Origin of the sequence: Paenibacillus glycanilyticus, assembly GCF_023715145.1 — a bacterium.
Taxonomy (GTDB): domain Bacteria; phylum Bacillota; class Bacilli; order Paenibacillales; family Paenibacillaceae; genus Pristimantibacillus; species Pristimantibacillus glycanilyticus_A.
This window is the reverse complement of sequence record NZ_JAMBNP010000006.1, coordinates 42,196-64,576: the sequence shown is the minus strand read 5'-3', so window position 1 is coordinate 64,576 and position 22,381 is coordinate 42,196. Positions and strand designations below refer to the sequence as shown.

The 22,381-nt window shown below is 51.3% G+C and carries 18 protein-coding genes; 12 read left to right on the top strand and 6 right to left on the bottom strand.

All coding sequences use genetic code 11. From position 1 onward, the window contains the following. On the bottom strand, nt 1-2,883 hold the full coding sequence (locus M3194_RS17675; RefSeq protein ID WP_251655406.1) for a 2-oxoglutarate dehydrogenase E1 component: 2,883 nt from the start codon (nt 2,881-2,883) through the stop codon (nt 1-3). 380 nt (nt 2,884-3,263) lie between these two features. Between M3194_RS17675 and M3194_RS17670 the strand changes: the two genes are divergently transcribed. The 6 genes from M3194_RS17670 (at nt 3,264) to M3194_RS17645 (ending at nt 9,207) form a co-directional block, all read left to right on the top strand. Beyond that, nucleotides 3,264-4,082, top strand: a complete 819-nt coding sequence (locus M3194_RS17670) for a sugar phosphate isomerase/epimerase family protein (RefSeq protein ID WP_251655405.1) — start codon at nt 3,264-3,266, stop codon at nt 4,080-4,082. Next, the gene (locus M3194_RS17665) at nt 4,082-5,209 is read left to right on the top strand and encodes a Gfo/Idh/MocA family protein (protein WP_251655404.1); all 1,128 of its coding nucleotides are present in this window, start codon (nt 4,082-4,084) and stop codon (nt 5,207-5,209) included. Before M3194_RS17670 ends, M3194_RS17665 begins: the two co-directional genes overlap by 1 nt. 26 nt (nt 5,210-5,235) lie before the next feature. Further along, a complete protein-coding gene (locus M3194_RS17660) occupies nt 5,236-6,438 on the top strand; it encodes an MFS transporter (protein WP_251655403.1) in 1,203 nt (400 codons plus the stop codon). An 89-nt stretch (nt 6,439-6,527) separates the two neighbouring features. Then, nucleotides 6,528-7,247: an S-layer homology domain-containing protein gene (locus M3194_RS17655; protein ID WP_251655402.1), complete on the top strand. Its 720-nt coding sequence runs from the start codon at nt 6,528-6,530 to the stop codon at nt 7,245-7,247. Nucleotides 7,248-7,407: 160 nt separating this feature from the next. Continuing rightward, nucleotides 7,408-8,364 (top strand): 3'-5' exoribonuclease YhaM family protein, encoded by a 957-nt coding sequence (locus tag M3194_RS17650; protein WP_251655401.1) that lies wholly within the window; start codon nt 7,408-7,410, stop codon nt 8,362-8,364. Between the two features lie 51 nt (nt 8,365-8,415). Continuing rightward, entirely contained in the window at nt 8,416-9,207 is a 792-nt protein-coding gene (locus tag M3194_RS17645; protein ID WP_285889375.1) for an HNH endonuclease, read from the top strand. A gap of 66 nt (nt 9,208-9,273) precedes the next feature. Here M3194_RS17645 and glsA read toward each other — a convergent pair whose 3' ends face one another. Beyond that, on the bottom strand, nt 9,274-10,221 hold the full coding sequence (gene glsA / locus M3194_RS17640) for a glutaminase A (protein ID WP_251655399.1): 948 nt from the start codon (nt 10,219-10,221) through the stop codon (nt 9,274-9,276). Nucleotides 10,222-10,460: 239 nt separating this feature from the next. On the opposite strand from glsA, the gene M3194_RS17635 reads away from it, so the two are divergent. Continuing rightward, the gene (locus tag M3194_RS17635) at nt 10,461-11,279 is read left to right on the top strand and encodes a MetQ/NlpA family ABC transporter substrate-binding protein (protein ID WP_251655700.1); all 819 of its coding nucleotides are present in this window, start codon (nt 10,461-10,463) and stop codon (nt 11,277-11,279) included. 259 nt (nt 11,280-11,538) lie between these two features. Here the strand turns inward: M3194_RS17635 and M3194_RS17630 are convergent, their stop codons facing one another. Both M3194_RS17630 and trpB read right to left on the bottom strand, forming a co-directional pair. After that, nucleotides 11,539-12,894, bottom strand: coding sequence for a dipeptidase (locus M3194_RS17630; RefSeq protein WP_251655398.1), 1,356 nt, complete (start codon nt 12,892-12,894; stop codon nt 11,539-11,541). Between the two features lie 184 nt (nt 12,895-13,078). Then, the gene (trpB, locus tag M3194_RS17625; protein WP_251655397.1) at nt 13,079-14,242 is read right to left on the bottom strand and encodes a tryptophan synthase subunit beta; all 1,164 of its coding nucleotides are present in this window, start codon (nt 14,240-14,242) and stop codon (nt 13,079-13,081) included. 193 nt (nt 14,243-14,435) lie between these two features. Between trpB and M3194_RS17620 the strand changes: the two genes are divergently transcribed. Next, the gene (locus M3194_RS17620; protein WP_251655396.1) at nt 14,436-15,500 is read left to right on the top strand and encodes an ATP synthase beta subunit C-terminal domain-containing protein; all 1,065 of its coding nucleotides are present in this window, start codon (nt 14,436-14,438) and stop codon (nt 15,498-15,500) included. Between the two features lie 54 nt (nt 15,501-15,554). On the opposite strand, the gene M3194_RS17615 is transcribed toward M3194_RS17620, so the two are convergent. Then, nucleotides 15,555-16,817, bottom strand: coding sequence for an MDR family MFS transporter (locus tag M3194_RS17615; RefSeq protein ID WP_251655395.1), 1,263 nt, complete (start codon nt 16,815-16,817; stop codon nt 15,555-15,557). 168 nt (nt 16,818-16,985) lie between these two features. On the opposite strand from M3194_RS17615, the gene M3194_RS17610 reads away from it, so the two are divergent. Further along, nucleotides 16,986-17,570: a GNAT family N-acetyltransferase gene (locus tag M3194_RS17610; RefSeq protein ID WP_251655394.1), complete on the top strand. Its 585-nt coding sequence runs from the start codon at nt 16,986-16,988 to the stop codon at nt 17,568-17,570. 66 nt (nt 17,571-17,636) lie between these two features. Further along, nucleotides 17,637-18,659 carry an S-layer homology domain-containing protein gene (locus tag M3194_RS17605; protein ID WP_251655393.1) on the top strand — a complete coding sequence of 341 codons (1,023 nt, stop codon included), beginning with the start codon at nt 17,637-17,639 and terminating at the stop codon, nt 18,657-18,659. Nucleotides 18,660-18,718: 59 nt separating this feature from the next. Here M3194_RS17605 and M3194_RS17600 read toward each other — a convergent pair whose 3' ends face one another. Then, nucleotides 18,719-20,065, bottom strand: a complete 1,347-nt coding sequence (locus M3194_RS17600; RefSeq protein WP_251655392.1) for an FAD-binding oxidoreductase — start codon at nt 20,063-20,065, stop codon at nt 18,719-18,721. A 286-nt stretch (nt 20,066-20,351) separates the two neighbouring features. Between M3194_RS17600 and M3194_RS17595 the strand changes: the two genes are divergently transcribed. Together M3194_RS17595 and M3194_RS17590 are read left to right on the top strand one after the other, a co-directional pair. After that, nucleotides 20,352-21,803 carry an ArnT family glycosyltransferase gene (locus tag M3194_RS17595; protein WP_251655391.1) on the top strand — a complete coding sequence of 484 codons (1,452 nt, stop codon included), beginning with the start codon at nt 20,352-20,354 and terminating at the stop codon, nt 21,801-21,803. A gap of 157 nt (nt 21,804-21,960) precedes the next feature. After that, nucleotides 21,961-22,377: a GNAT family N-acetyltransferase gene (locus M3194_RS17590; protein ID WP_397334358.1), complete on the top strand. Its 417-nt coding sequence runs from the start codon at nt 21,961-21,963 to the stop codon at nt 22,375-22,377. The last annotated feature ends 4 nt before the right edge of the window (nt 22,378-22,381 follow it).

Sequence of the window (22,381 nt, the reverse complement as noted above, 5' to 3'; positions counted from 1 at the left end):
TTACCTCCCAGTGTTATATGTCAACGACGGACTATATTTTAGTGTTTGCAATAAAATGTGCTGCTGTTCGAAGCTGTGTACTTGCTGGAAGCCGCTTGCCGTACTCGAGCGTTCCGGACGGCCGATGTAGCTTACGCTTGCAGCGGCTGGCGCGATTTTGCGCAGACGAGGCTCTGTGTAGAACCACGAACCCATGTTTTGCGGCTCTTCTTGTACCCAAACGATTTCCTTCAGATTTGGCAGACGTTCGATAATCGCTGCGATTTCTTTCTCAGGGAACGGATACAGCTGCTCAACGCGTACGACATGCAGCCAATCCAGCTCTTGATCGGCGTTTTTCTCAATGGCTTCTTCAATATCAATAGCCATCTTGCCGGTAGCAAGAACGAGACGTTCCACGCGGTCAGGCTTAGCGCCAAGACCCTTCTGCTCAATAACGGTCTTGAACGAACCATTGCTGAGCTCCGAAATTTCCGAAGCAACGCGCGGGTTACGAATCAAGCTCTTAGGCGCCATGATGATCAGCGGACGGGCAGCATCGCTCTCCGTGATCGAAGCTTGACGGCGAAGCAGGTGGAAGTAGTTCGCTGCGCTGGACAGGTTCACTACCGTCCAGTTCTCTTCGGCGGACAGCTGCAGGAAGCGTTCCAGACGAGCGCTGGAGTGCTCCGGACCTTGGCCTTCATAACCGTGCGGAAGCATCATGATCAGGCTGGATTTTTGCTGCCATTTTGCACGGCCGGCCGAGATGAACTGATCGATCAGCACTTGAGCAACGTTTGTGAAGTCGCCGTACTGTGCTTCCCAGATAACCATCGTCTCGGGAGCGTGTACGTTATAGCCGTATTCGAAGCCAAGAACAGCTGCTTCGGAGAGTGGGCTGTTATGAATCGCAAACGAAGCTTTTGCTTCAGGCAGATGATGGAGCGGGCAGAACGTATCGCCAGTCTCCGCATCATGCAGCACCAGGTTGCGGTGTGCGAACGTTGCGCGTTCGACGTCCTGGCCGCTGAGCCGGATTGGCTTGCCTTCTGCGAGAATCGATGCGAACGCAAGCGTCTCGGCATGGCCCCAGTCCATTTTCTCGCCGTCGTTCACGGCAGTCGCGCGGCGTTCCAGGATGCGCTGCAGCTTCGGATATACGGTGAAGTTCTCCGGCCATTTGAGCAGGTTCGCGTTCATCTCGCGAAGCTGTTCGACGGAGACAGGAGCCACTTGCTCGCCTGCCGATTGATCATTAGGCAAGCCTTGCGTCTGATGAACGGGCTCTTGGCCATCGCGGCTCTTCATTTCCTCGTAGGCTGCTTTCAGACGGCCGATGACTTCTTGCTTCAGACCTTCCGCTTCTTGCTCGGTAAGCGCGCCTTCCGCAACCAGTTTGTCCGTAAAGATACGGCTGACTGTCGGATGAGCCTTTACTTTTTTGTAAATCGTTGGTTGCGTTGTTTCCGGATCATCCGTCTCGTTGTGGCCGTATTTACGGTAGCCGATCAGGTCGATCAGGAAGTCCTTCTTGAACTTCGTGCGGTACTCGCTTGCCATACGGGCTGCCGTAATAACCGCATCCGGGTCATCGGCGTTGACGTGAACGATCGGAATCTCGTAACCCTTCGCAACGTCGCTCGCGTAATGCGTCGAACGGGAATCGTGGCTCTCCGTAGTGAAGCCGATTTTGTTGTTGACGATGACATGAAGCGTACCGCCATGGGAGTAACCCTTAAGCTGCGACAGGTTCATCGTCTCCGCAACGATGCCTTCGCCAGGGAAAGCAGCGTCGCCGTGCATAATGATGGTTGCGGCGGAATCCAGGTTTTGCTTCGGATAGCCAGCTGCCGTACGGTCATCCTGTGCGGCGCGCGTGAAGCCGTCAACAACGGGATTCACGTACTCCAAGTGGCTCGGGTTGTTCGCAAGCGTAATGCGGGTCTTAACCGTTTCGCCGGTACCGATCGAACGGTTGGCGCCAAGGTGATATTTCACGTCTCCGGTCCAGCCGTAGTTGATGCCGATGGAGCCTTCGGACGGGCTCATTTTTTTGTTCGTTGCGTTATGGAACTCGGAGAAAATCTTGCTGTACGGCTTGCCAAGCACATGCGCCAGAATGTTCAAGCGGCCGCGATGCGCCATGCCCATCGAAATATGTTTAACGCCGTCATTGGACAGCTCATGAACCATCTCGTCAATGAGGGCTACGAGAACGTCGTTGCCTTCAACCGAGAAACGTTTCTGTCCGACAAACGTGCGCTGCAGGAAGTCTTCGAATTGTTCGGCCTCGAACAGCTTCGTCAGGAGCTTCTTGCGTTCGTCCGTGCTGAGCTTGCTCGCCGGAATTTCCTTCTCGACGCGCTGCTTCAGCCAAGCGCGCTCTTCTTCGTTATGAACGTGGCTGAATTCGAAAGCAATCGTGCCCGTGTAGGCTTTGCGAAGCTTTTCGATAGCATCCCAGCCATTGGATACGTCGGCGGGTGCTTTCGTCCAGACAAGCTCAGCCGGCAGTGCGGCCAGATCGCCCTTAGTCAGGCCATAAGTTTCAAGCTCAAGCATGTTCGTGCTAACTTTCGGGCTGATGCCGAGCGGGTCGATATCCGCAGCTAAATGGCCGAAAGCGCGTATGTTCCATACAAGCTTACCAGCCGCTACTAGGTTTTGAAGTACTTTTGCATCGATGGCCGCGCCGCCGGAAGCCTGCGCTGCTACGATAGGTGCTGCCGTTTGACCTGCGTATTGCGGCGGTTCGCCATGTTGCTCGAACAGCTCGCGATACTCGGCTACGACGGATTCGGGGTTTTCTTTGAACAGTTCATATTGCTCTTGGACGTAACCAAGGTTGGGTCCGTAATAGGAAGCCCAAGGGTCTTGCTTGTGCAAATTGCCAGATGACATGACAGATACCTCCGTCTAGGATTTTGAAGTTCAAGGGACGGAAATTAGAACTTACTTATGAATCCATTATATTATAAACAGGCCTCAAAACTTAAATAACGAATATGTATCATTATTATCTTGAATATAGATTGATTCGGCGCTGCGAGCGGCAATTTTCATTCTTATTATGCTCATCTCGCCAATTTCCAACACCTCAAACGTGAAGAAAGCTGTCGTTTTCAATAAAAGCGCCTTCATTTGCGAGAACGGTTAGCCATGCTGCCCTTTATGATCATAGAAATTTCCCCCGCCTCTATTAAAAAAATAACCCTATTTCCTTGTGTTCAAGCACTATAATGGAAGGGGATGGACATATTGATCAGCGGGAGTGAGGAATCGTGAACGTATCAATTGGAGGCTATTCGTTTAACAACATGAATCTGGAAGGCAAGATGGATGTATTTGGCTATTTGGAAACGGTGAAATACCGCTACAAGCTGGACGTTGCCGATCTTTGGAACGGCTTCTTCATCGACCGGAACACAGGGCCGATCTACCGGCTTGCAGATGAAAGCTATATCCGCAAAATCCGCGAAGCGCTGGATGAGAAGGAAATGTCGGTTGTTAATTTTGCCGTTGACGGCGCTCATCTTTGGGATCCCGACCCGGAAACCAGAAAGCGCCTACACGAGAACGCGCTGGTGCATTTGCGGGCATCGGTTATTCTAGGGGCGAAGACCGTCCGGATTGATACCGGCGGCAGCTATCATGACGTGGAGACGATGACGGAAGAACAATTCGATTATACGGTCCGGACCTACCGGGAATTTTCGCAATTCGCTTCGGATAATGGCTTCCTTATTGGTCCGGAGAATCATATGGGCGCTTCGCTGCTGCCCCGCGAAATGAAACGAATCGCCGAGGCCGTTGACCATCCGTCATTTGGCTTCCTCGTGCATCTTGGCCGCTGGAGAGCGGATCAGGAAGAGGGCGATAAGCTGGTTGCCCCGTGGGCTTACCATACGCATTTCGATGAGCGGACCGCTGTGTCCGGAAATGCCCTGAATACGATTGCAGCCTTGAAGGATGCCGGCTACAAGGGGTATTGGGGAATTGAATATAACGCCCCGAGGCGGCAGTATCTGGAGACGGAGAGACTGCTTGGCATGGTGAAGAAGCTGCTTGCGGACGAAGCCGATTTAAGGAGTGAAGCCTGATGGAAGCCATAAAAATCGGGATCATCGGCGTTGGTCAGATCGGCAAGCAGCATATCGAGAAATACCGTGCCATCGCGGGAGCGCAGATTGTTGCCGTCTGCGACGTGAACGAGGCGGAAGCAAGGCGAGTGGCGGAGCAGTACGGGATTCCGCATGTGTATTCGGATTACCGTCAGCTGCTTGAGCGCGAAGATATCGCTGCGGTAGACGTTTGCCTGCACAATAACTTCCATGCGCCGGTAACCATTGCTGCGCTGCAGGCGGGCAAGCATGTGTACTGCGAGAAGCCGATTGCCGGTACCTACGAGGACGGCCGAAGAATGCTTGAGGCTGCGGAGGCAACGGGCAAGCTGCTGCATATTCAGCTGTTCACGCTGTACGGCAAGGATACGAAAGCGGCCAAGACCTTAATCGACGGCGGCAAGCTCGGCAGACTGTATCATGCCCGTTCCACCGGGTTCCGCCGCAGGAACCGTCCGTATGTGGACGGTTACGGGACGCCGTTTTTCACCCGCAAGGAGACGGCTGCCGGAGGAGCACTGCTAGATATGGGCGTTTATCATATTGCGCAGCTGCTTTATTTGCTTGGCAATCCAGAGGTTGAGCGCATCTCGGGCAAGGTCTATCAAGAGATGGCGATGCTGGAGGAGAGAAGAGAAAGCAGCGGCTTTAACGTGGAGGAGCTGGGGACCGGCTTCATCCGCTTCAAAGGCGGTTTAACGCTTGATTTGATTGAAGCCTGGTCGGTTCATATGGGCGGGTTTGAAGGCAGCAGCATTCTGGGATCGGAGGGTGGCGTAAGGCTGCCTAACGGGATGCCGGGCGAAGCTTCGCAGCCGTTCAGCTTCCACAGCACGGTATGCGATATCGATCTCGACAGCACGATTGATCTGGATATGATGGATTTGCGCTGGCACCGGATCCGCGAGAATGAAGATGCCTATGACTCCTCGCAGCATCACTGGGTTGCGGCGCTGCAAGGGCGCGTTCCGTTATTGCCGACGGCTGCCATTGCCCTGCGCACGATGCTGATCAGCGAAGGGATATATTTATCCGATGAACTAGGCCGCGAAGTAACGGCAGAGGAAGTAGTCGCCCGTTCAAGCTCGACGGCTATTCCTGTTTAGGCTTTGAGAAAGCGGTGGTAAACAACATGAACGAGATCGAAGGCAAGAAGGCGAGAATGAGCTTTCACTTCATCAAGGCCTTTAATTTTTTCAGTTACGGCACAATAGCGGTGTACAGTACGTTTTTTGCCCTTTATCTGCAGTCGATCGGGATTTCTCCTTTGAAGATTGGCGCGCTTATGGCGGGCGGACCAATCGTGTCGCTGATCGCCAATCCGTTATGGGGTTATATAAGCGACCGGACCCGGAATATCCGGCTTATTCTCATTCTGATGCTGACGGGTAACCTCGTCGCGATGCAGCTGGTTTTCTTAAGCGATTCCTATACGTTTATATTCGGCTGCATGCTTCTGTTTTTCTTTTTCCAAATGCCGTTGTTCTCTCAAAGCAACAGTCTGATTTTGAACAGCATTGAAGGGACGCGCCACAAGTTTGGGGCGTTCCGGCTGTGGGGATCATGCGGCTGGGCGATACTGGCCCTGATTACGGGACCTATTCTCGGGCAGATTGGCATCAGCCGGCTGTGGATCGTCTATACGATTATGATGCTTGTGGCCATCGCCTTTGCTTTTACGCTGCCGCGGGGTTCTTCGCCAAAGACGTCGCAAGGCGTGAATTACCGGCAGATGCTGGGCAACAGAGTCTTTCTGGTGTTTCTAGTCATCGGGCTTCTGTTGTCGATTCCAAACTCGATGAATACGACGTTTATTGGGCTGTACATGGCAGAGCTTGGGGGCCACACCGATCTTGTGGGATGGTCGGCTTTTTTGTCCTCGATCTTTGAAATTCCCGTGTTTCTGCTGCTGGACCGTTATTTATCGAAAAACACCCGGACGATGGTCAGCTGCCTTATCCTCGTCAGCGTGCTATACGCGCTTCGCTGGTTTCTCATGGCTGGTGCGGGCGATGCGCAGCAGATTATATTTATCCAGGCGCTTCATTGCCTGACGTTTGGAGCGTTCTACTATATTGGCACGCAGCTGACGGCGCTTATTGTTCCAAGCGAGCTGCGGGCATCGGGGCAGGCGGTTTATGCGCTGACATGGGGCGGATTGTCGGGAATCGCATCCGGGTTTCTTGGCGGTTATCTGTTCCAGCAAGTTGGTCCTTCTTCGATCTACTGGGCGGGAACGGGGATGGCGCTTATCGGCCTGATCGGCTTTACCCTGCTGTACGTGTATATGAAGACGACGGCGGACAACAAGCCTGAACAGAATGTAAGCGTATAGCAACATTTTCGGCGGAACCTTCGTCCATAACTTTGAACAGTTGTTCAACAACACAGCCTAGAGCTATAGGATGAAGGAGGACATACACAATGAAAAAACGTATAACTGCTGCGGCCATTTCCGCCGCTGTCTTGTTTGGGGCCGTATCCGGCCAGGCTTTTGCCGCTAATGATTCCAGCTTTACGGACATAACGAGCACAAGCAGCCGCGCGCAAATTGAAGCTCTTCAGGAGCTTGGCATTGTAAAAGGGGTATCCTCTTCGGAATTTCATCCGGAGGAGAGCCTGACAGGCGCGCAAGGCGTTGAGCTGATCGTCCGCGCGATGCAATTAAGCCTGGCAGCTATTGATTTCAAGGAAGCGCCAACGGCGGAAGGCTTCTTCACGAATGTGAAAAACGATGCCTGGTACGCGGAAAGCTTCGTTATCGCTCACTACAACGGTTTGGATCTGCCTGCTGACATCGATCCGACTAAGCCTCTTACCAAAGAGCAGTTCACGCATTATCTGGTTCAGGCGCTTGAGAAAACCGGACAATATCCGCTCATCAAGATGTACATTAACATCTTGGACGAGAAGGATATCAACGTCGATTACCAAGGAACCATCCAGCGCGCGCTGCTGTACAAGATCGTATCGCTTGATGCTGACGGCAATTTCCGCCCGCAGCAGGTTGTAAACCGCGCCGAAGCGGCTGCCGTTCTCTATGGGGCTCATCAATTTGTGGAGACTCATAAGGATAATGGGGAAGCAACTCCTGAATCTCCGGAGGCACCAGCCGCTTCAGCACCGGCGGAAGCTGCAAAATAAACCAAGCTGCAACAAACGGCAGAGGCTGTCCGCCAGACGATTAGGTCTGGCGGACAGCCTCTTTCTTTTACCACACCGCAAAGACGGCTTTCATAGTATAATAGGAGCATCATGGGCTCATAACAGGTGCATCTATGGGCAGTTGGAGAGAGGAACAAGAATGACGCAAATTAAGGATCTTCGCAATCAGGACGACTTTACCGGCTTCTATCTGCTGAAGGAGCTGGAAGTAAAGCAGACGAACGCAACAACACCAAAGGATTATTTCGATATTGTGCTGGCGGATGCCAGCGGTCAGCTGGGGGCCAAGTTCTGGGATGTCTCGCAGCAGGACAAGGAAACCTTCTTCACGATGGGGCTCGTAAAGGTTCAGGGGAATGTCCATTTGTACCGGGAGAAGCTGCAGATCAAGATTTCGCGGATGCGTCCGGCAGCTCCGGATGACGGGATTACGCTAACGGACTTCATTCGTTCGGCGCCGGTCGCTTCGGATGATCTTATCGATACGATTAATCAAGCGAAGGACAGTATCAAAGATCCCGAGATTCAGGCGATTGTCACCTATTGCGTGGGCAAAGTGGAAGAGAAGCTGACGCATTATCCGGCGGCGAAGACACATCATCATGCTTATTTTGCCGGACTTGCTTATCATATGGCCAGAATGCTGGAGATCGGGGAGTTCCTGTGCAGGCAGCGGCCGTTCCTGAACGCCGATCTGCTTAAGGCGGGCATCATTCTTCATGATATCGCGAAGCCCGAGGAGATGATCGCACAGCTTGGCATCGTATCCGACTACAGCCTTTCGGGCAAGCTGATGGGGCATATTTCCCTGGCGTCGACGTGGATTACGGAGGCGGCTATCCGCTGCAATATTAATTTACAATCAGAAAAAGTGCTGGGATTGCAGCATATGGTGCTGTCTCATCATAATCTGGGAGAGTGGGGGAGTCCCGTTCAGCCGCAGACGGCGGAAGCCGTGGCGCTGCATCATATCGATGCGATGGATGCCAAGCTGCAAATGGTTGAGGATGCCCTGCAGACAACCCCGGAAAGCGAACCGTGGACACCGGTCATTCGCGGACTGGAAAATAAGCCGATCTATCGGATGAAGCTGTAATTATTAAGGGTAATGGGGTGAAGGACGGGTGTGAAGCACCCGCTGCTACCGATGACCGATAACTTGCAAACGACTCGATATAAACAATGCGTACACTGTCTGGAGCAAAAGCCCGTATCGGATTTCCTCCGTCGTACAGGCCGGCGTTCAGGAACAGGCTCGCGGCGCGGCGCCTGCCGTAATTGCCGCAAGGTAAGGAGCCGGATCAGTACGCCGATTATGCTGCATGCCGCGGATGCGGACCAGCAGGCGGGCAAGCCTGCCGCGCCATTATATGCGCCTGAGCTGGCGGCGGCCGAGCTTGTCAGCCAGCCAGCCGTTGTTGCCGCCGGACCGGCGGCTGTTTCAGAATCTGCGGCAATGGCGGCTCCTGCCGCAGCGCCTAGGCGTCCAAGGCCGTCCAAGTCCTCCGCCCGTACCGGAGGCTTCGGGAAGCCGCGTCCCCGTCCGCTGCCGGCGAATTATTCGCCAACGGATGTTACGCTGCTGCGGACCACGCGCAAAGGGACGGTCTGGATGCGCGGCAAAACCGATAAAGGACGGCGCTGGCATCAGGAGATTGAGCTGGAGCTTGCCGTGACGCTTGTGAAGGAACGGGCCGCTGTTATTGTGAACCGGACAACAATCCGGCGACTGTTCAGCAACAAGGATTTCCGAAGCTACATTCTGACGAGAGACAATTACACCTGCCATTTCTGCGGACAATATGGCGATACGATCGACCATATGCTGCCGAGAGCAAAGGGCGGCCATACTACTCCGGATAATTGCGTAGTTGCCTGCAATGAGTGTAACCAGTCCAAAGCGGATAAAGATATTGAGGAATTTATGCGGGAGTTGTAAGGGAATAGGGGTGTGCATGTAGGGTAGCCAACCGGCTGCCTCATGCACACCCCTATTTATGTTTTGCTAGAATAGGCTCCAGTTCAGTTCTCTTGAGAGTGTCTCCAGCAGATGAACGCCCGCGATGCTGTTGCCTTTTGTATTAAGAGCAGGACCAACCACCCCGATGCCAAGCCTTCCCGGCACCATCGTCAGAATCCCGCCGGATACGCCGCTTTTTGCCGGCAGACCAACTTGTATGGCAAATTCCCCTGAAGCGTTGTACATCCCGCATGTAATCATAAAGGTCTTTGCGATCTGCACATACCGGCGAGGAATTAAGGAAGCGCCGGTTATCGGGTCGTTGCCGTTGTTCGCAAGAACAAGGGCCATACGGGCCAGATCATTGCAGGTAACATCAACCGAGCAATGGCGGAAGTAGACATCAAGCACATCCTCGACTTGTCCTTCCAAAACGCCGTTATCCTTAAGCAGATAGGCCATCGACCGGTTCAGATTGGCGGTGTCCGATTCCGACCGGTATACGTCCATGTCATAGGTTAACGTTGGATTGCCTGCAAGCGCTTGGAAGAAGGAGAGAATCCGGGAGCTTTTCTCAGCCGAGTCTTGGCCGTGAATCAAGGATGAGATAGCAATGGCGCCCGCGTTAATGAGCGGGTTGAACGGAATGCCGGGGCGGACGAGCTCCAGCTTCAGCATGGAGTTGAAGTTATCGCCGGTAGGCTCCATGCCGACCTTCTCGAATACGGCCTCTTCCCCATTGTCCATCAAGGCAAGGATCAGCGTGAACACTTTAGAAATGCTCTGCATCGTAAAAGAAAGACTGCAATCGCCGCTTGAAACGGCAGTGCCATCCGTTGCAATGAGATGAATGCCAAGAGCGTGCTGTGGAGCTTTGGCCAGCTCCGGAATATAGGAAGCCGTCTTGCCGTAAGCGGATCTGACTTTGCTTGCTTCTACCCATACCGGGAGCTGAAGGTTTAATAATTCGAGTTCTTGTTCTGTAAATGACACCGTATGTCTCCTCCATCCATAAGGCTTGCCTGTTCTATGTTTGTATTATTGCTATTATATTTCATATTCCAAATTGCGAACAGTGCGAGCGAATCTCTAGATTGATTTATGAAAGGGACTCGCTTAGACTATGGTTCTACAAGCGGCTGACTGCCAGATTTGGCATAGAGACATAATAAACAAGCCGGATAGAGAAACGGGAGGAATGGAAAGTGAGAAATAAAGTAAAAGGGCTCGTTATGCTCGCACTTCTTGTGGCGATTATCGCAGGATGCGGTCAAAATAATAATGCGGACAAGCAGAACAACCAAACTGCAAACGAGGGAAAAGACGGACAGGAAGTGAACCTGAAGGTAGCGGTTCTCATTCCGCCGATGAGCGAAATTCTCGAACTCGTGAAGCCGCTTCTGAAGCAGGATGGCGTTAACCTGGAGATCGTGACGCTGTCGGATAACGTTCAGCCTAACACGGCTCTGCAGCATAAAGAGGTAGACGCGAACTTCTTCCAGCACGTTCCGTACATGAATGATTTTAATGCTACGAACAAAGCGAATCTGGTGCCGGTCAAAGCGATCTATAACGCGGTATACGGCGGCTATTCGAAAAAGTACAAAAAAATCGAAGACCTTCCGGACGGCGCAACAATCGCAATTGCCAACGATCCGTCCAATATCGGACGCTCGCTTGTTATGCTGGAGAACAACGGCTTGCTCAAGCTGAAAGAGGGTGTCGGCATTAAGGCAACCCAGGCCGACATCGTGGATAATCCGCATAAATTCAAGTTCCAGGAAGTTGATCTGCTTATGCTGGCCCGCGTCATTGATGACGTAGACATGGTCCTCATGACCCCGGCTTACGCGAAGCCGCTTGGTCTTACGCCGAAGAAGGATGCTCTGATTAAAGAAGGCAGCGAATCCGACTTCGTCATTACTTTGGTAGCCCGCGAGGACAACGTAAACTCGCCGGCTATTCAGAAGCTCGCTGAGCGGATGACTGGCCCGGAGGTCAAGAAATTCCTCGAGGACAATTACAGCGATATCGCGGTTCCAGCGTTTTAATGCGAAAAGCAGCCCGGAGGGCTGCTTTTTTATGTGCCGGTAAAGCTATCGTTCTACATTGCACGTTCTACAGCATATTAGCGCTTTTTAGCCCAGTGACGCGGAATATCCTGTACATAGTGCAGGATATTAGGACAATAACAGCCTGGCTAGACTTGTTTCGGTGAAATATGCTGCACTATGTACAACTTAATACCCCGTAACGCTCCGATCAAACCAGATATCCTGCATAACATACAACGCAGAAGGCAGCTAGTGATTAAACTCTTTTCAAAAACTCCACAATTGTCAGAAGACCTTTGTCAAAGTTCTCGAGGTTGAAGTGCTCGTTCGGGGCATGGAGATTCTCGTCCGGCAGGCCAAAGCCCATCATAATAACCGGCGCGGACAATACGCGGGAGAAGGTCTCGACGATTGGAATCGAGCCGCCGTCCTTCGTGAACAAAGCACGAGTGCCATATACCGCCTCATAAGCGTCGGCTGCCGTTTGCAGAAGCGGGATGGACGGATCCATATCGAAGGCGCGTGCTTTCTCGCCCGGCTTAACCTTCAGCGTAACACCCGGCTGAACGTTCGCGTGGAGATGCGCGATGATCGCGTCCAGAATACGCTGCGGATCCTGCTGACCGACCAGGCGGCAGGTAATCTTCGCGTGGGCTTCTTTTGGAATAACCGTCTTGGTGCCTTCGCCTTGGAAGCCGCCCCATACCCCGTTCAGCTCCAGCGTTGGACGAGCGCCGGTGCGCTCTACGAAGGAATAACCCTCTTCTCCGTAAGTTGTGCTGAGGCCCAGCGTTTTCTTCAGCTGCTCTTCGTTGAAGTTTTGTTTTTCAAACTCCTCGTGCATAGCAGCCGTCAACTCAGGCACGCCTTCGTAGAAGCCCTCTACGGTAATGCGTCCTTGCTTGTCATGGAGCGAAGCGAGCAGCTCAACCATCGCATGAAGCGCGTTTGGTACGCCGCCGCCGTAGGTGCCCGAATGCAGATCCGTGTTGGAAGCGTTAATGGACACCTCAAGCGAGCAAAGTCCGCGCAGGCCAATCGAGATTGCAGGCTTGCCTTTTTCGATCAGAGAGGTGTCCGAGATAAGAACCGCGTTGGTCGCCAGCTTCTCCTTCTGCTCATGCAGGAAGGTCAGCAGGCTTGGGCTGGAGATCTCCTCTTCGCCCTCGATGCAGAACTTCACATTCACGGGAAGCTGCTGCTCCTGCTTCAGCAAGGCTTCAATGGCTTTGATATGCAGGAAAATCTGACCTTTATCATCGGTTGCCCCGCGCGCATACAGCTTGCCGTCGCGCTCCGTTGGTTCAAATGGCGGTGTCTCCCACAGATTAAGCGGATCAACCGGCTGTACATCATAATGGCCGTATACAAGAATGGTTGGCTTGCCCGGCGCATGAAGATGATCGGCATACACAATCGGATGACCTGCGGTCTGATGAACCTGCACGTTCTCAAGTCCCGCCAGCTCAAGCTTGCCTGCCACCCATTCGGCGGCTTTGATCATGTCCTGCTTATGCTCAGACAGCGCCGAAATGCTTGGAATGGTCAGAAACTCTTTAAGCTCACCCAGCTGCTGTTCTCTACGTTCCGAAAAATACGATTCATAACTCATTTCTTATGTACCTCCCCAAAAGAATGATCACACAAACAGATTGGATTAGTCTGTTCGCAATGATTCTTGCTTCGTAACCATAAGCTTGGCAGCTGCAGACTTACAAAGCCTATTCCAAGTATACGCTTCCGGGCAGCCAAAAAAAAGCAGCCCTGCCCAAGAGGCAGAAGCTGCGAGTATAGGATTACTTATGAAGCATGTTGTAAACCTGCTCTACGTCTTTGTCGCCGCGGCCGGACAAATTCACGATAATGATCTGGTCCTTGTTCATGGTAGGCGCCAGCTTCTTGGCATGGGCAACCGCATGCGCGCTTTCGAGCGCGGGGATAATGCCCTCCGTACGGGAGAGCTCTTGGAAAGCTGCAAGTACTTCTTCATTGCTTATCGTTACGTATTCCGCGCGGCCGCTGACTTTCAAATGGCTGTGCTCAGGTCCGACACCCGGATAGTCAAGTCCGGCTGCGATGGAGTACGTTTTTCTGGGATTGCCTTTCTCGTCCAGCAGGACGAGACATTTAAATCCGTGGATAATGCTGGGAACGCCTTCGGTCAAGGTTGGTGCCTGGTCCGGCTCCACGCCGATCAGGCGTACAGACGGCTCATCGATATAATGGGCGAAAGCGCCAATCGCATTGCTGCCGCCGCCCGCGCAGGCGATAACCGCATCCGGAAGACGGCCTTCCTTGGCCAGAATCTGGCGTTTCGATTCCTCGCTGATAATGGATTGGAAATGCTTCACCATCGTGGGGAAAGGATGCGGACCAACCGCGGAGCCCAGCAGATAGAACGTATTTTTATAGTTAGCTACCAGATCGTTCAGCGCTTCATCGACGGCATCCTTCAGGCGTCCTTGACCTTTGTCTACCGGAACAACGGTAGCGCCAAGAAGCTCCATCCGGAATACGTTCAGCGCTTGACGGCGCGTATCTTCCGCACCCATATAGATGACGCAGTCCATGTTGAACATCGCGCAGGCCGTTGCCGTTGCTACGCCGTGCTGGCCGGCACCTGTCTCGGCGATGACGCGTTTGGCGCCCATCCGCTTGGCAAGCAGGATTTGCCCGACAACGTTGTTGATCTTGTGAGCACCGGTATGGTTCAGGTCCTCGCGCTTCAGATAGATTTTCGCGCCGCCCCACGCGTTAGTTAATTGCTCCGCGTAGGTCAGCGGATTCTCGCGGCCAACGTATTCCTTGAGGTAGTATTCGAGCTCTTCTTTGAACTCCGGGTCATCCTTGAACTTGTTGAATTGCGCGCTTAAATAATCCAATACTTCCTTCAGCTCGGGCGGGACAAAGCTGCCCCCAAACTCACCGAAATACCCTTCAGCCACTTGATCCTGGTTCATTTGTAAGCGCCTCCAATCGGATATGTAATCTACTGGTTCAATCCATATGGTAGCACAATTTATGACAAATTTCTTGTTAAAAAAAGGAATTTGGCAGAATAGGCCGTTCAATTGTCGTTCACCATATTTTACAAATTATCGTTGCGCTTTAGAGTAAAGCTGATTACTATATAGAGTAAGGAGGTGCTAATAAATGGATGAAGAGCTACAGCTTAACGTACCGCTATTACGCCGTCGCGTACCCAATCTAACCTCAGCGGCACAGAAGGCTGGTCTTCGAGCAGCAACCGTATCCAATCTTTGCACGGGAAAAATTCCCGTTGGCCGGGCAGAAGTTCGGACGTTGGTCGCTTTGGCCGCATTATCAGGGTGTAGTCTGGATGAACTCATTATTAGAGGGAGCGGGATGAGGATGATTGAAACCGGAATTAAGGCACTCGATTTGCTTGCACCCGTCGTGCGCGGCGGTACCGTTGGTTTCGTTGCAAGACCCAGTATGGGGCAGCTGGTGTTATTGGCGGAGCTGATGCACCGGATGAACAAACGCGGGTACGCTACGATTTTCTGGGATCCGGGTACCGACGCTCCGGGGATCAGCCATGTTAAAGAACAATCCGGCTATGTTCTCTCCACAAGAGAGGAAGTGTACCATCAGATCGTCAATCTTCGCGAGGAGAAGGATATTCTGCTCGGCGTTGACCGCAGCACCGTACTGTCGGGTGAGCTCTTTACTCTGCGGGAAAGCCTGAAGGAAGCGGGAGCAAGGCCCATCACGGCCGCGCTGGTTGATATGGCTTGCGAGGCTGCCGACGAATCGGCTTCAGAAGCTTATGGCCCTCTCGATACGTTATGGCGCTTTGATCCGGATTTAATCAGCCGCGGCATTTATCCCGCAATTGATCCTATTACCTCCACTTCAACGATTACCGAAGGCAATTATTTGGATGCCGCGCATCTTGCCGTCCAGCAGCGGACGCGGAAGCTGCTTCGACGTTACAGAGAGCTGAGATCGCTAGTCCAGGTGCATGGTCTTGGAAAAATAGCAGAGTCCGACGTGCCGTTATATAAGCGGGGAGAGAGACTTGAAGCTTACTTGGCTCAACCGTTTTTTGTCTCCGAGCCTTATACGCAGAAGTCCGGCGAGTGGCTGTCGCTCTATGAGACGCTAGATGACGCGAAGAGGATTCTGGACGGCGAGACGGATGACGTAGAAGCGACGGAGTTGTTTTTCAAGGGGAGACTTGAGGTTAGAAGTTAATAGATAGAAGAAAAAGGCTGTGCCCTGACGAGAAGGGTACAGCCTTTTATGCGATCAGGCATGCTGCCTGTCGAATTGTTTGAACATCGCGTAATAGATTAGGGCAGATAAGACCGCAAGCACGGTCAAGAGACCAAACGTTCCGTCATAGCCGATCCATTCGCTGAGCGGAATTGACATGGGCGCGAGCGTTCTGCCGATCGTGAACCGCAAGCTGGCTGCCGCAAAATATTGCCCTCGCATATGCTCGGGAGCCAGCCTGGACACAAATGTCTGCTGAGGTCCCGCGGTCATTAGCTCTGCTAGAGTAAATACGATTATGGCGGCCGTTAAACCCCAGAACGTAGACATCTGGCCAAACATTCCGATCCCTGCCGCATACAGAAGGCTGCTTCCGATAAATACAAACCGGTCGCGGAATTGCAGCATCCATTTGGTCACCGCTACCGTAAACAGGGCGACGAACAGACCATTCTCCGATACGATAAGTCCAAACAGCTTCTCGCCGGATAACTGCAGCTTCCAATCTCCAAACGAATAAATGGTGGTCTGATGAACCGTCTCCTTCAGGAATACAGGGAACAGCAGGTCAAGCTGCATGAAGGTCTGGGCTAACAGGACGCCCGCAAGGATAAACAGCAGAAATACCCGGTCCGTTGCAATGACTTTATAGTCTTGAAGCTGGGCTCCCACTGCTTTGTACCACGGTTCTGATTCCGTGCGCTTAGCGTGGACGTGATCTTGTACTCTTGTCTCTTTCGTAAAGCGTGCCAGCATAAGGGTGAACAGAAGGCAGACGGCGCTGGCTGCAAACAAAATGACGTGGGGGGAGTCCAGGAAGAAGGTTGCCCCAATTAACGGACCGATAACGACAGCCATGTTCACCGCGGTATAAAAGACGGCAAAAACGCTGGAACGATGCTCCTCCGGCACAACATCCGCAACCATCGCCTGGCTTGCCGGCCAATATAACGTGCCGCATAAGCTGGCCAAGGTAAAGCCAACAAAACTGACGGCGGGGAGGTCCAGCCAAGGGGATGCCGTACAGGCGAAGATCCCGTAGCCAACGGCTTGTCCGCACGCGGCGAAGACCATCACCGTCTTCCGGCCGAGCCGGTCCGCGAAATATCCGCCAAACAGATTAACCAGCACGGACAGCGCTTGCGATAGGACGAGTAACAGCCCGGTCCAGCTTTTGCCGAAGGATTGGGCGAAATAGATCGATAGAAACGGATAAAATATCCAAAAAATAATGTTAAAGCTAGTTTCTCCTAATAGCCGGATTTTTAAATTTTGATCCCAATCTCTAATTCTCATGATGTCTTGATCCCTCTAGTTCTTATTGTCAATCCTACCATCATAATGCTCTTCTTAAAACGGAACAAGTGGTGCAAAAAGGAATCGTTGCAGCCGTATACAGTCGGGACTATAATTGTATAAATATGACAGGCGAACTAATCGGAATGACTAAAGGGAGGGCTTATTATGAGTCAATCTGGTTTGAATCCCATGCTGATGACCATACCGGAGAGCTTCGAAAGCGCGCGGCTTATCATTCGTGCCCCATTGCATGGAGACGGGGCGGCAATTAACGAGGCAGTCATTGAAAGCCTGGAAGAGCTGCGTCCTTGGATGCCTTGGGCTAAAGGGGCTCCTACTATGGAAGAATCCGAGATCAGTATAAGGAAGTCCCGATTGGAATTTCTGGGAAGAACGGATTTCAGACTCCTGCTGTTTCATAAAGAGACGGGGCAGCTTGTCGGCAGCAGCGGACTACATCGTATGGATTGGCACGCTCGTTCATTCGAGATTGGATATTGGGCAAGAACCTCCTATGCCGGTCAAGGGTATATAACAGAGGCGGTCGAGGCGATTGCGAGCTTTGCCATTCAAGTGCTGGAAGCCAATCGGATTGAGATTCATTGTGATGCCCGCAATAAGAAGAGCGCCAATGTGGCCGAGCGTACCGGGTTTACGCTTGAAGGCGTGCTGCGAAATCATAAAAACGCCAATGACGGCTCGCTGCGCGATACGATGGTTTTCTCGAAGGTACGCGGCGTGGAGTTTTAATGAGAAAGGTAAATAGCAATATTTGTTGATGTAAATGGAGGTTACAACATGTTTAAGAGGATACTTATGTTATCACTAACAGCGTTTATTATTTTATCCGGGATTCAACCCATTAAGCTGGAAGCGGCGGATAAGCCCCTATCCTTCACCGATACGAAAGGACATTGGGCTGAAGCTTATATTAATTGGGCCGTTCAAGAGGGAGTCGTAAACGGATATTCCGATGGTACGTTTAAACCGGATTCCAATGTTTCGGAGGCGGAATTTCTAGTCATGCTGCTTCGTGCCTTTCATGCGCAATTACCGGAAATAACAAACAAATCCAGCTGGTCGGATTCCTTTTATGCGTTTGCTTCCGAGATGAACTATCCGTTGTATGGGCATTCGGATTTTGAAGCTCGCAATAGAGCGATTCTGAGGGAGCAGGTCGCAATTGTCATCTCGGCGGCCGACGGCGTGAACTTTATTAATTCGCCAAGTTTAGCGGTCTCCTATTTATACAACAAGGGGTATGCTAGCGGGGTTGATCCCAACATCACAACGGTTGATAACTTTCAGCCGTTCTCGCAACTGACACGAGCTGAAGCCGCTGCTTTTATCTATAAGCTGCAACTAAGCGGCTTTTCCCAGTTGAAAAAATGTCCTGCAGAGCCTTCAAGTTCCATTGTATTGCCGGAGACAGCCTCAGATTTGAAAAACATGAAGGTTGGCATAGAGTTGGCATTGCATAAAAAGCTTGCGGAAACGCAATACGGCTCCTATGTAATAGTGCGTAATCCCGACAAGCCTAAGATTAGCGTTGCTTATAGGTCATCCATAACAACAAATATTCTGGTCGTTGATTATGCGGAAGTTGGCGGCGAACATAAAATAACTCTATACGACAGCTTTACAAACACACTAGATCTTGCAATAACGGTGTTAAAGGGAGCTAAATTAACGGTTCAGGATTCACTTGCTTCGGAGCTCAAAAATCTATTTGCTGAGGGAGGCACCTATAACGGTTCCAACTTCCGTGCAGAGAGACCCGAAAATGATAATGGACATGTTATTATCTACTTTAAAAATATGGGAAGAACACCGCAGTAAAGTCAACAATAAAGCGGCAGCCTTGGACTTTCGTCAAGTCCAAGGCTGCCGTTATTTGTTTATTTCGCAGGAGGAATGCTCTGCGGATTATTAAACACATTCTGAGGATCATATTTCGCTTTGACTCTGCGCAGTCTCGCATAGTTCTTGCCGTAATAGACCGGGCCGGAGCATTTAATGCCCTGGTCGGGCACGTTAATATAAGAGCCAACGATATACGGCTGCAGCTTCTTCCTGGTGTTGCGGGCCAAGGCAATGTTTCTAGCCGCATGCGATGGTTTCACCCACGAGCTGTTCCATTCCACGTAATATTTCGGATCCCGCCAATAGAAGGCGGTAGCCCGAGGCGCAATGCGTCGTATAGCTCCTCCCCAGTTCAGGAAGTAGAAGCCGGCCGGAGTTCCGCCCTCGGCTTTCTCCAGAAACTCGCGCATATATTTAAAAGCCTTATCCGGGAATGGACGCCTGCCGAAGCCGCTGGAGAACTGGTTGCTGAACCTTTGGGTCAGCACCGGATCGGGAGCGAGCAAAAACTCTGTTGCCTGCAGGTACGGAAGATACCGGATGTCTTTTTTCGTAGTCGTTCCCACGCTAAGGATAGGCTCCAAAAATTTAAGGGCTTTCTTTTTGCTGCCAAGGTAAACCCCCAGCATGCTGACATTTCCGCCTTTTTTGGGACCTACGGATAATTCGCTGCCCAGCTTTGTACTAGTGAAGGGTGCCCAACGCTGCCATGCTTCGACGACTTCTTCGAACTGGTCCCACGGCCAGGTGACGCTAAATACGGCAGCCTTAACCGGAGCGCGCCTTACTTTAAATTTGTATTTGGTATATACGCCGAAGTTGCCGCCGCCACCTCCTCGGGACGCCCAGAGGAGATCGGAATTGCGCTTTTTGCTGGCACGAATGATTCTTCCCTTTGCATCGACCATTTCAAGCGCGATAAGGTTATCGCTTATGAGTCCCGTCGTACGCTGAAGCGGTCCAATTCCGCCGCCGGGCGTGATGCCGCCAATGCCGACGGAAGGACTGTCGCCAAATGGGGCCATATAGCCTTGCCTCGCAAGCGTGTCAACGATTCTGCCTACCCGGTTGCCGGTCTCGACAACAGCGGTACTGCATTTTTTATTCAGTGTAATTTTCTTCATCTCGCTTGTATCGATGACAAGTCCGCCGTTAACCTGCGACAGGTTAGTCTCCAGCGCGTGCCTGCCGCTTCTAGGGCGGATAGGCACCTTATTGGCGCGAGCCCACTTTATCGCATTTGCTACATCTCTCGTTTTTTGCGCAAAAACAAATACCTTGGGAAAGCGGTCTGTATGAGGATCCCAGTTCTTTCGAGCGGTATCATAACCCGGATCACCTTTGAATATGACTCGCCCCGTAAGCTGTGTCTTGGATTTCACGTATCCAGCTCCCTATGAGTTAATGGTTATCTTACATGCAGTTCAAACATTTAGGCAGGTACCGTATAGCGTATGAGGGAGCATTGATGAGGGTATGGGCAAACGAATTACTGGGCGGAATGAAAATTTCAGCTCCATGCTTCGATAAATTCCCCGGGAAATTGACAAAGCTTTTCTAAAAAGGGCTCTCAGGTATATCCTAATGAAAGTAGTTCCATGCAATCATACTCATAGGAAGAAAATTATGGTAACATAGCTGGATGACATAATAGGGATAGGAGCAGCTATGACTTTTCGCACACGTATTTTTTCTGCAGCCGGCGGACTATTTTTTCTGACCATCTTTATTTCTTCTTTCGCAAATATCTGGAGTATCTATGATTCTCCTTGGACAATGATCGCTGCACTCGCTGCAACGGTAGTTGTCACTTTGTTTGTCGTCCATTGGGCTATCACACGCTTAAGCCGTAAAATGTTCCTGCTCGTGTTTCTCTCGCTCGGGTTGGGTTGCCGGGTGACTTGGATTCTATGGAATCCGGCATTGCCGGAATCGGATTTTCTGTTTATGTACAATGCTGCCAAAGAGGCGGCATCGGGAAGCTTTGCTTTTAGCGATACGCCCTACTATACGAGCTTTCCTTATCAGCTTGGCTTTACGATGTATGAGGCTGGGGTTATTAAAGTCTTCGGCAATCATCTGATCTTCTTAAAAATGATAAATGTCCTGATCAGTATCGGGACGGCGGTTGTGCTATATCTTTCTGCCTCGAAGGTATTTCATGAAAGCTGTGGCAGAATCGCCGCGCTAGTGTATCTCTTCTATGTACCGAATATCATCATGTGTTCCGTATTAACGAACCAGCATTTATCGGTGTTTTTATTTTTGATAGGATGTCTATTTCTGATTAGGGGTAAAGACTCGATTATTTATTGGCCGCTCGCCGGGTTAGCGATGGGGCTTGGTCATCTTATGCGTCCAATCGGGATTGTCTATTTGGCAGGTGCTTCCTTGTTTGTTCTTCTGATGATAGGGCAGCCATGGCGTGATTCTATTAAAAAGCAGGCAACTGCTACGGCAGGCAAGCTTGGTATTGTTATTGTTGTATATTACTTGGTGCAGCTGCTTGCCAGCACTACACTAATCTCTTCCGGTATCACTCAGCATTCATTGTCCGATGGCGATAATTACTGGAAATTCATGGTTGGACTAAATGCGGAAACGAATGGCGCCTGGAATAAGGAGGACGCGAACTACGCCAATCAGTTTGAGGTTGGTGAAGAACGCCATCAAGCAGAGCTTGTCAAAATCAAAGAGCGTCTCGAAGACAAGTCCGAGCTGACAGCACTTCTTGGCAGGAAGCTTGTCACCATGTGGGGTTCCTCGGATTCTTCTCCTTATTGGAGCTTGCAGGGATTAAACCAATGGGAGCTGGAGCAATCCCTTCATAGATGGGAAGGGCCTATGTATGTGCTGATGAGCGCATTTGGCGTTATGAGTATGATAGCCTTATGGCGATCGGGCAAGGGGAACGAGGCATTATTGTACCTGATCCTGTTGTTACTTTATGTTGGTGCTCATTTGCTGGTCGAGAATCAACCGCGTTACAGGCTGGATTTTGTCCCTGTTCTGATCCTTTTGCAGAGTTACGGGGCTTATCAGGCGTATAGCTGGATTCAAGGAAGAGGATCGGCGGTTATGGACAACCGATGGAAAAGGGAACGCGGAATTGACGCTTAAGGGTTTTCTTCAACTGAATTTTGCAGTAAAGTGTCATATAGGAATTATGATAGGAGATGAACAACAACATGGAGCATAACCGCGGCATCCAACCATAAAACAGGTGGTTGTGTGAAACAGCCACCAATTCATTGGGATGAAGGTGGTCAATATGACAGTGAACAAATATGAAATTATCGAGCGTTTCCCTACGGTATTGGAGCATAAGACATTATGGGAAGCTGTCGGTTGGGGAAATATTCATATAGAGATGTCCGAGCAATCGCTTGCCGGCTCACTCCATGGCGTTGTTGTTAAGAGTAACGGAGAGGTTGTTGGCATGGGGCGAATCGTAGGCGACGGGGCGATGTATTTCTATATCCAGGACGTAGCGATTGCACCCGAGCATCAGAAGCATGGTCTCGGCAAGCTTATTGTAGAGTGCCTGCTGGATTATATTAAAGAGCGTCGCCATGAGAACGGTCTGGCTTTTGTAGGTCTGTTTGCCTCACGTGGCAACGATAAATTCTACGAGCAGTTCGGATTTAAGGATCATTCTCCCGGAATGACGGGCATGTTTACGGTATTCGAATAGAAAA

Coding starts and splice junctions, on each gene's coding strand:
- M3194_RS17675 (WP_251655406.1), bottom strand. CDS start 2,883: ATGTCATCTGGCAATTTGCACAAGCAAGACCCTTGGGCTTCCTATTAC.
- M3194_RS17665 (WP_251655404.1), top strand. CDS start 4,082: ATGGAAGCCATAAAAATCGGGATCATCGGCGTTGGTCAGATCGGCAAG.
- M3194_RS17660 (WP_251655403.1), top strand. CDS start 5,236: ATGAACGAGATCGAAGGCAAGAAGGCGAGAATGAGCTTTCACTTCATC.
- M3194_RS17655 (WP_251655402.1), top strand. CDS start 6,528: ATGAAAAAACGTATAACTGCTGCGGCCATTTCCGCCGCTGTCTTGTTT.
- M3194_RS17650 (WP_251655401.1), top strand. CDS start 7,408: ATGACGCAAATTAAGGATCTTCGCAATCAGGACGACTTTACCGGCTTC.
- M3194_RS17645 (WP_285889375.1), top strand. CDS start 8,416: ATGACCGATAACTTGCAAACGACTCGATATAAACAATGCGTACACTGT.
- M3194_RS17635 (WP_251655700.1), top strand. CDS start 10,461: ATGCTCGCACTTCTTGTGGCGATTATCGCAGGATGCGGTCAAAATAAT.
- M3194_RS17630 (WP_251655398.1), bottom strand. CDS start 12,894: ATGAGTTATGAATCGTATTTTTCGGAACGTAGAGAACAGCAGCTGGGT.
- trpB (WP_251655397.1), bottom strand. CDS start 14,242: ATGAACCAGGATCAAGTGGCTGAAGGGTATTTCGGTGAGTTTGGGGGC.
- M3194_RS17620 (WP_251655396.1), top strand. CDS start 14,436: ATGGATGAAGAGCTACAGCTTAACGTACCGCTATTACGCCGTCGCGTA.
- M3194_RS17615 (WP_251655395.1), bottom strand. CDS start 16,817: ATGAGAATTAGAGATTGGGATCAAAATTTAAAAATCCGGCTATTAGGA.
- M3194_RS17610 (WP_251655394.1), top strand. CDS start 16,986: ATGAGTCAATCTGGTTTGAATCCCATGCTGATGACCATACCGGAGAGC.
- M3194_RS17605 (WP_251655393.1), top strand. CDS start 17,637: ATGTTATCACTAACAGCGTTTATTATTTTATCCGGGATTCAACCCATT.
- M3194_RS17595 (WP_251655391.1), top strand. CDS start 20,352: ATGACTTTTCGCACACGTATTTTTTCTGCAGCCGGCGGACTATTTTTT.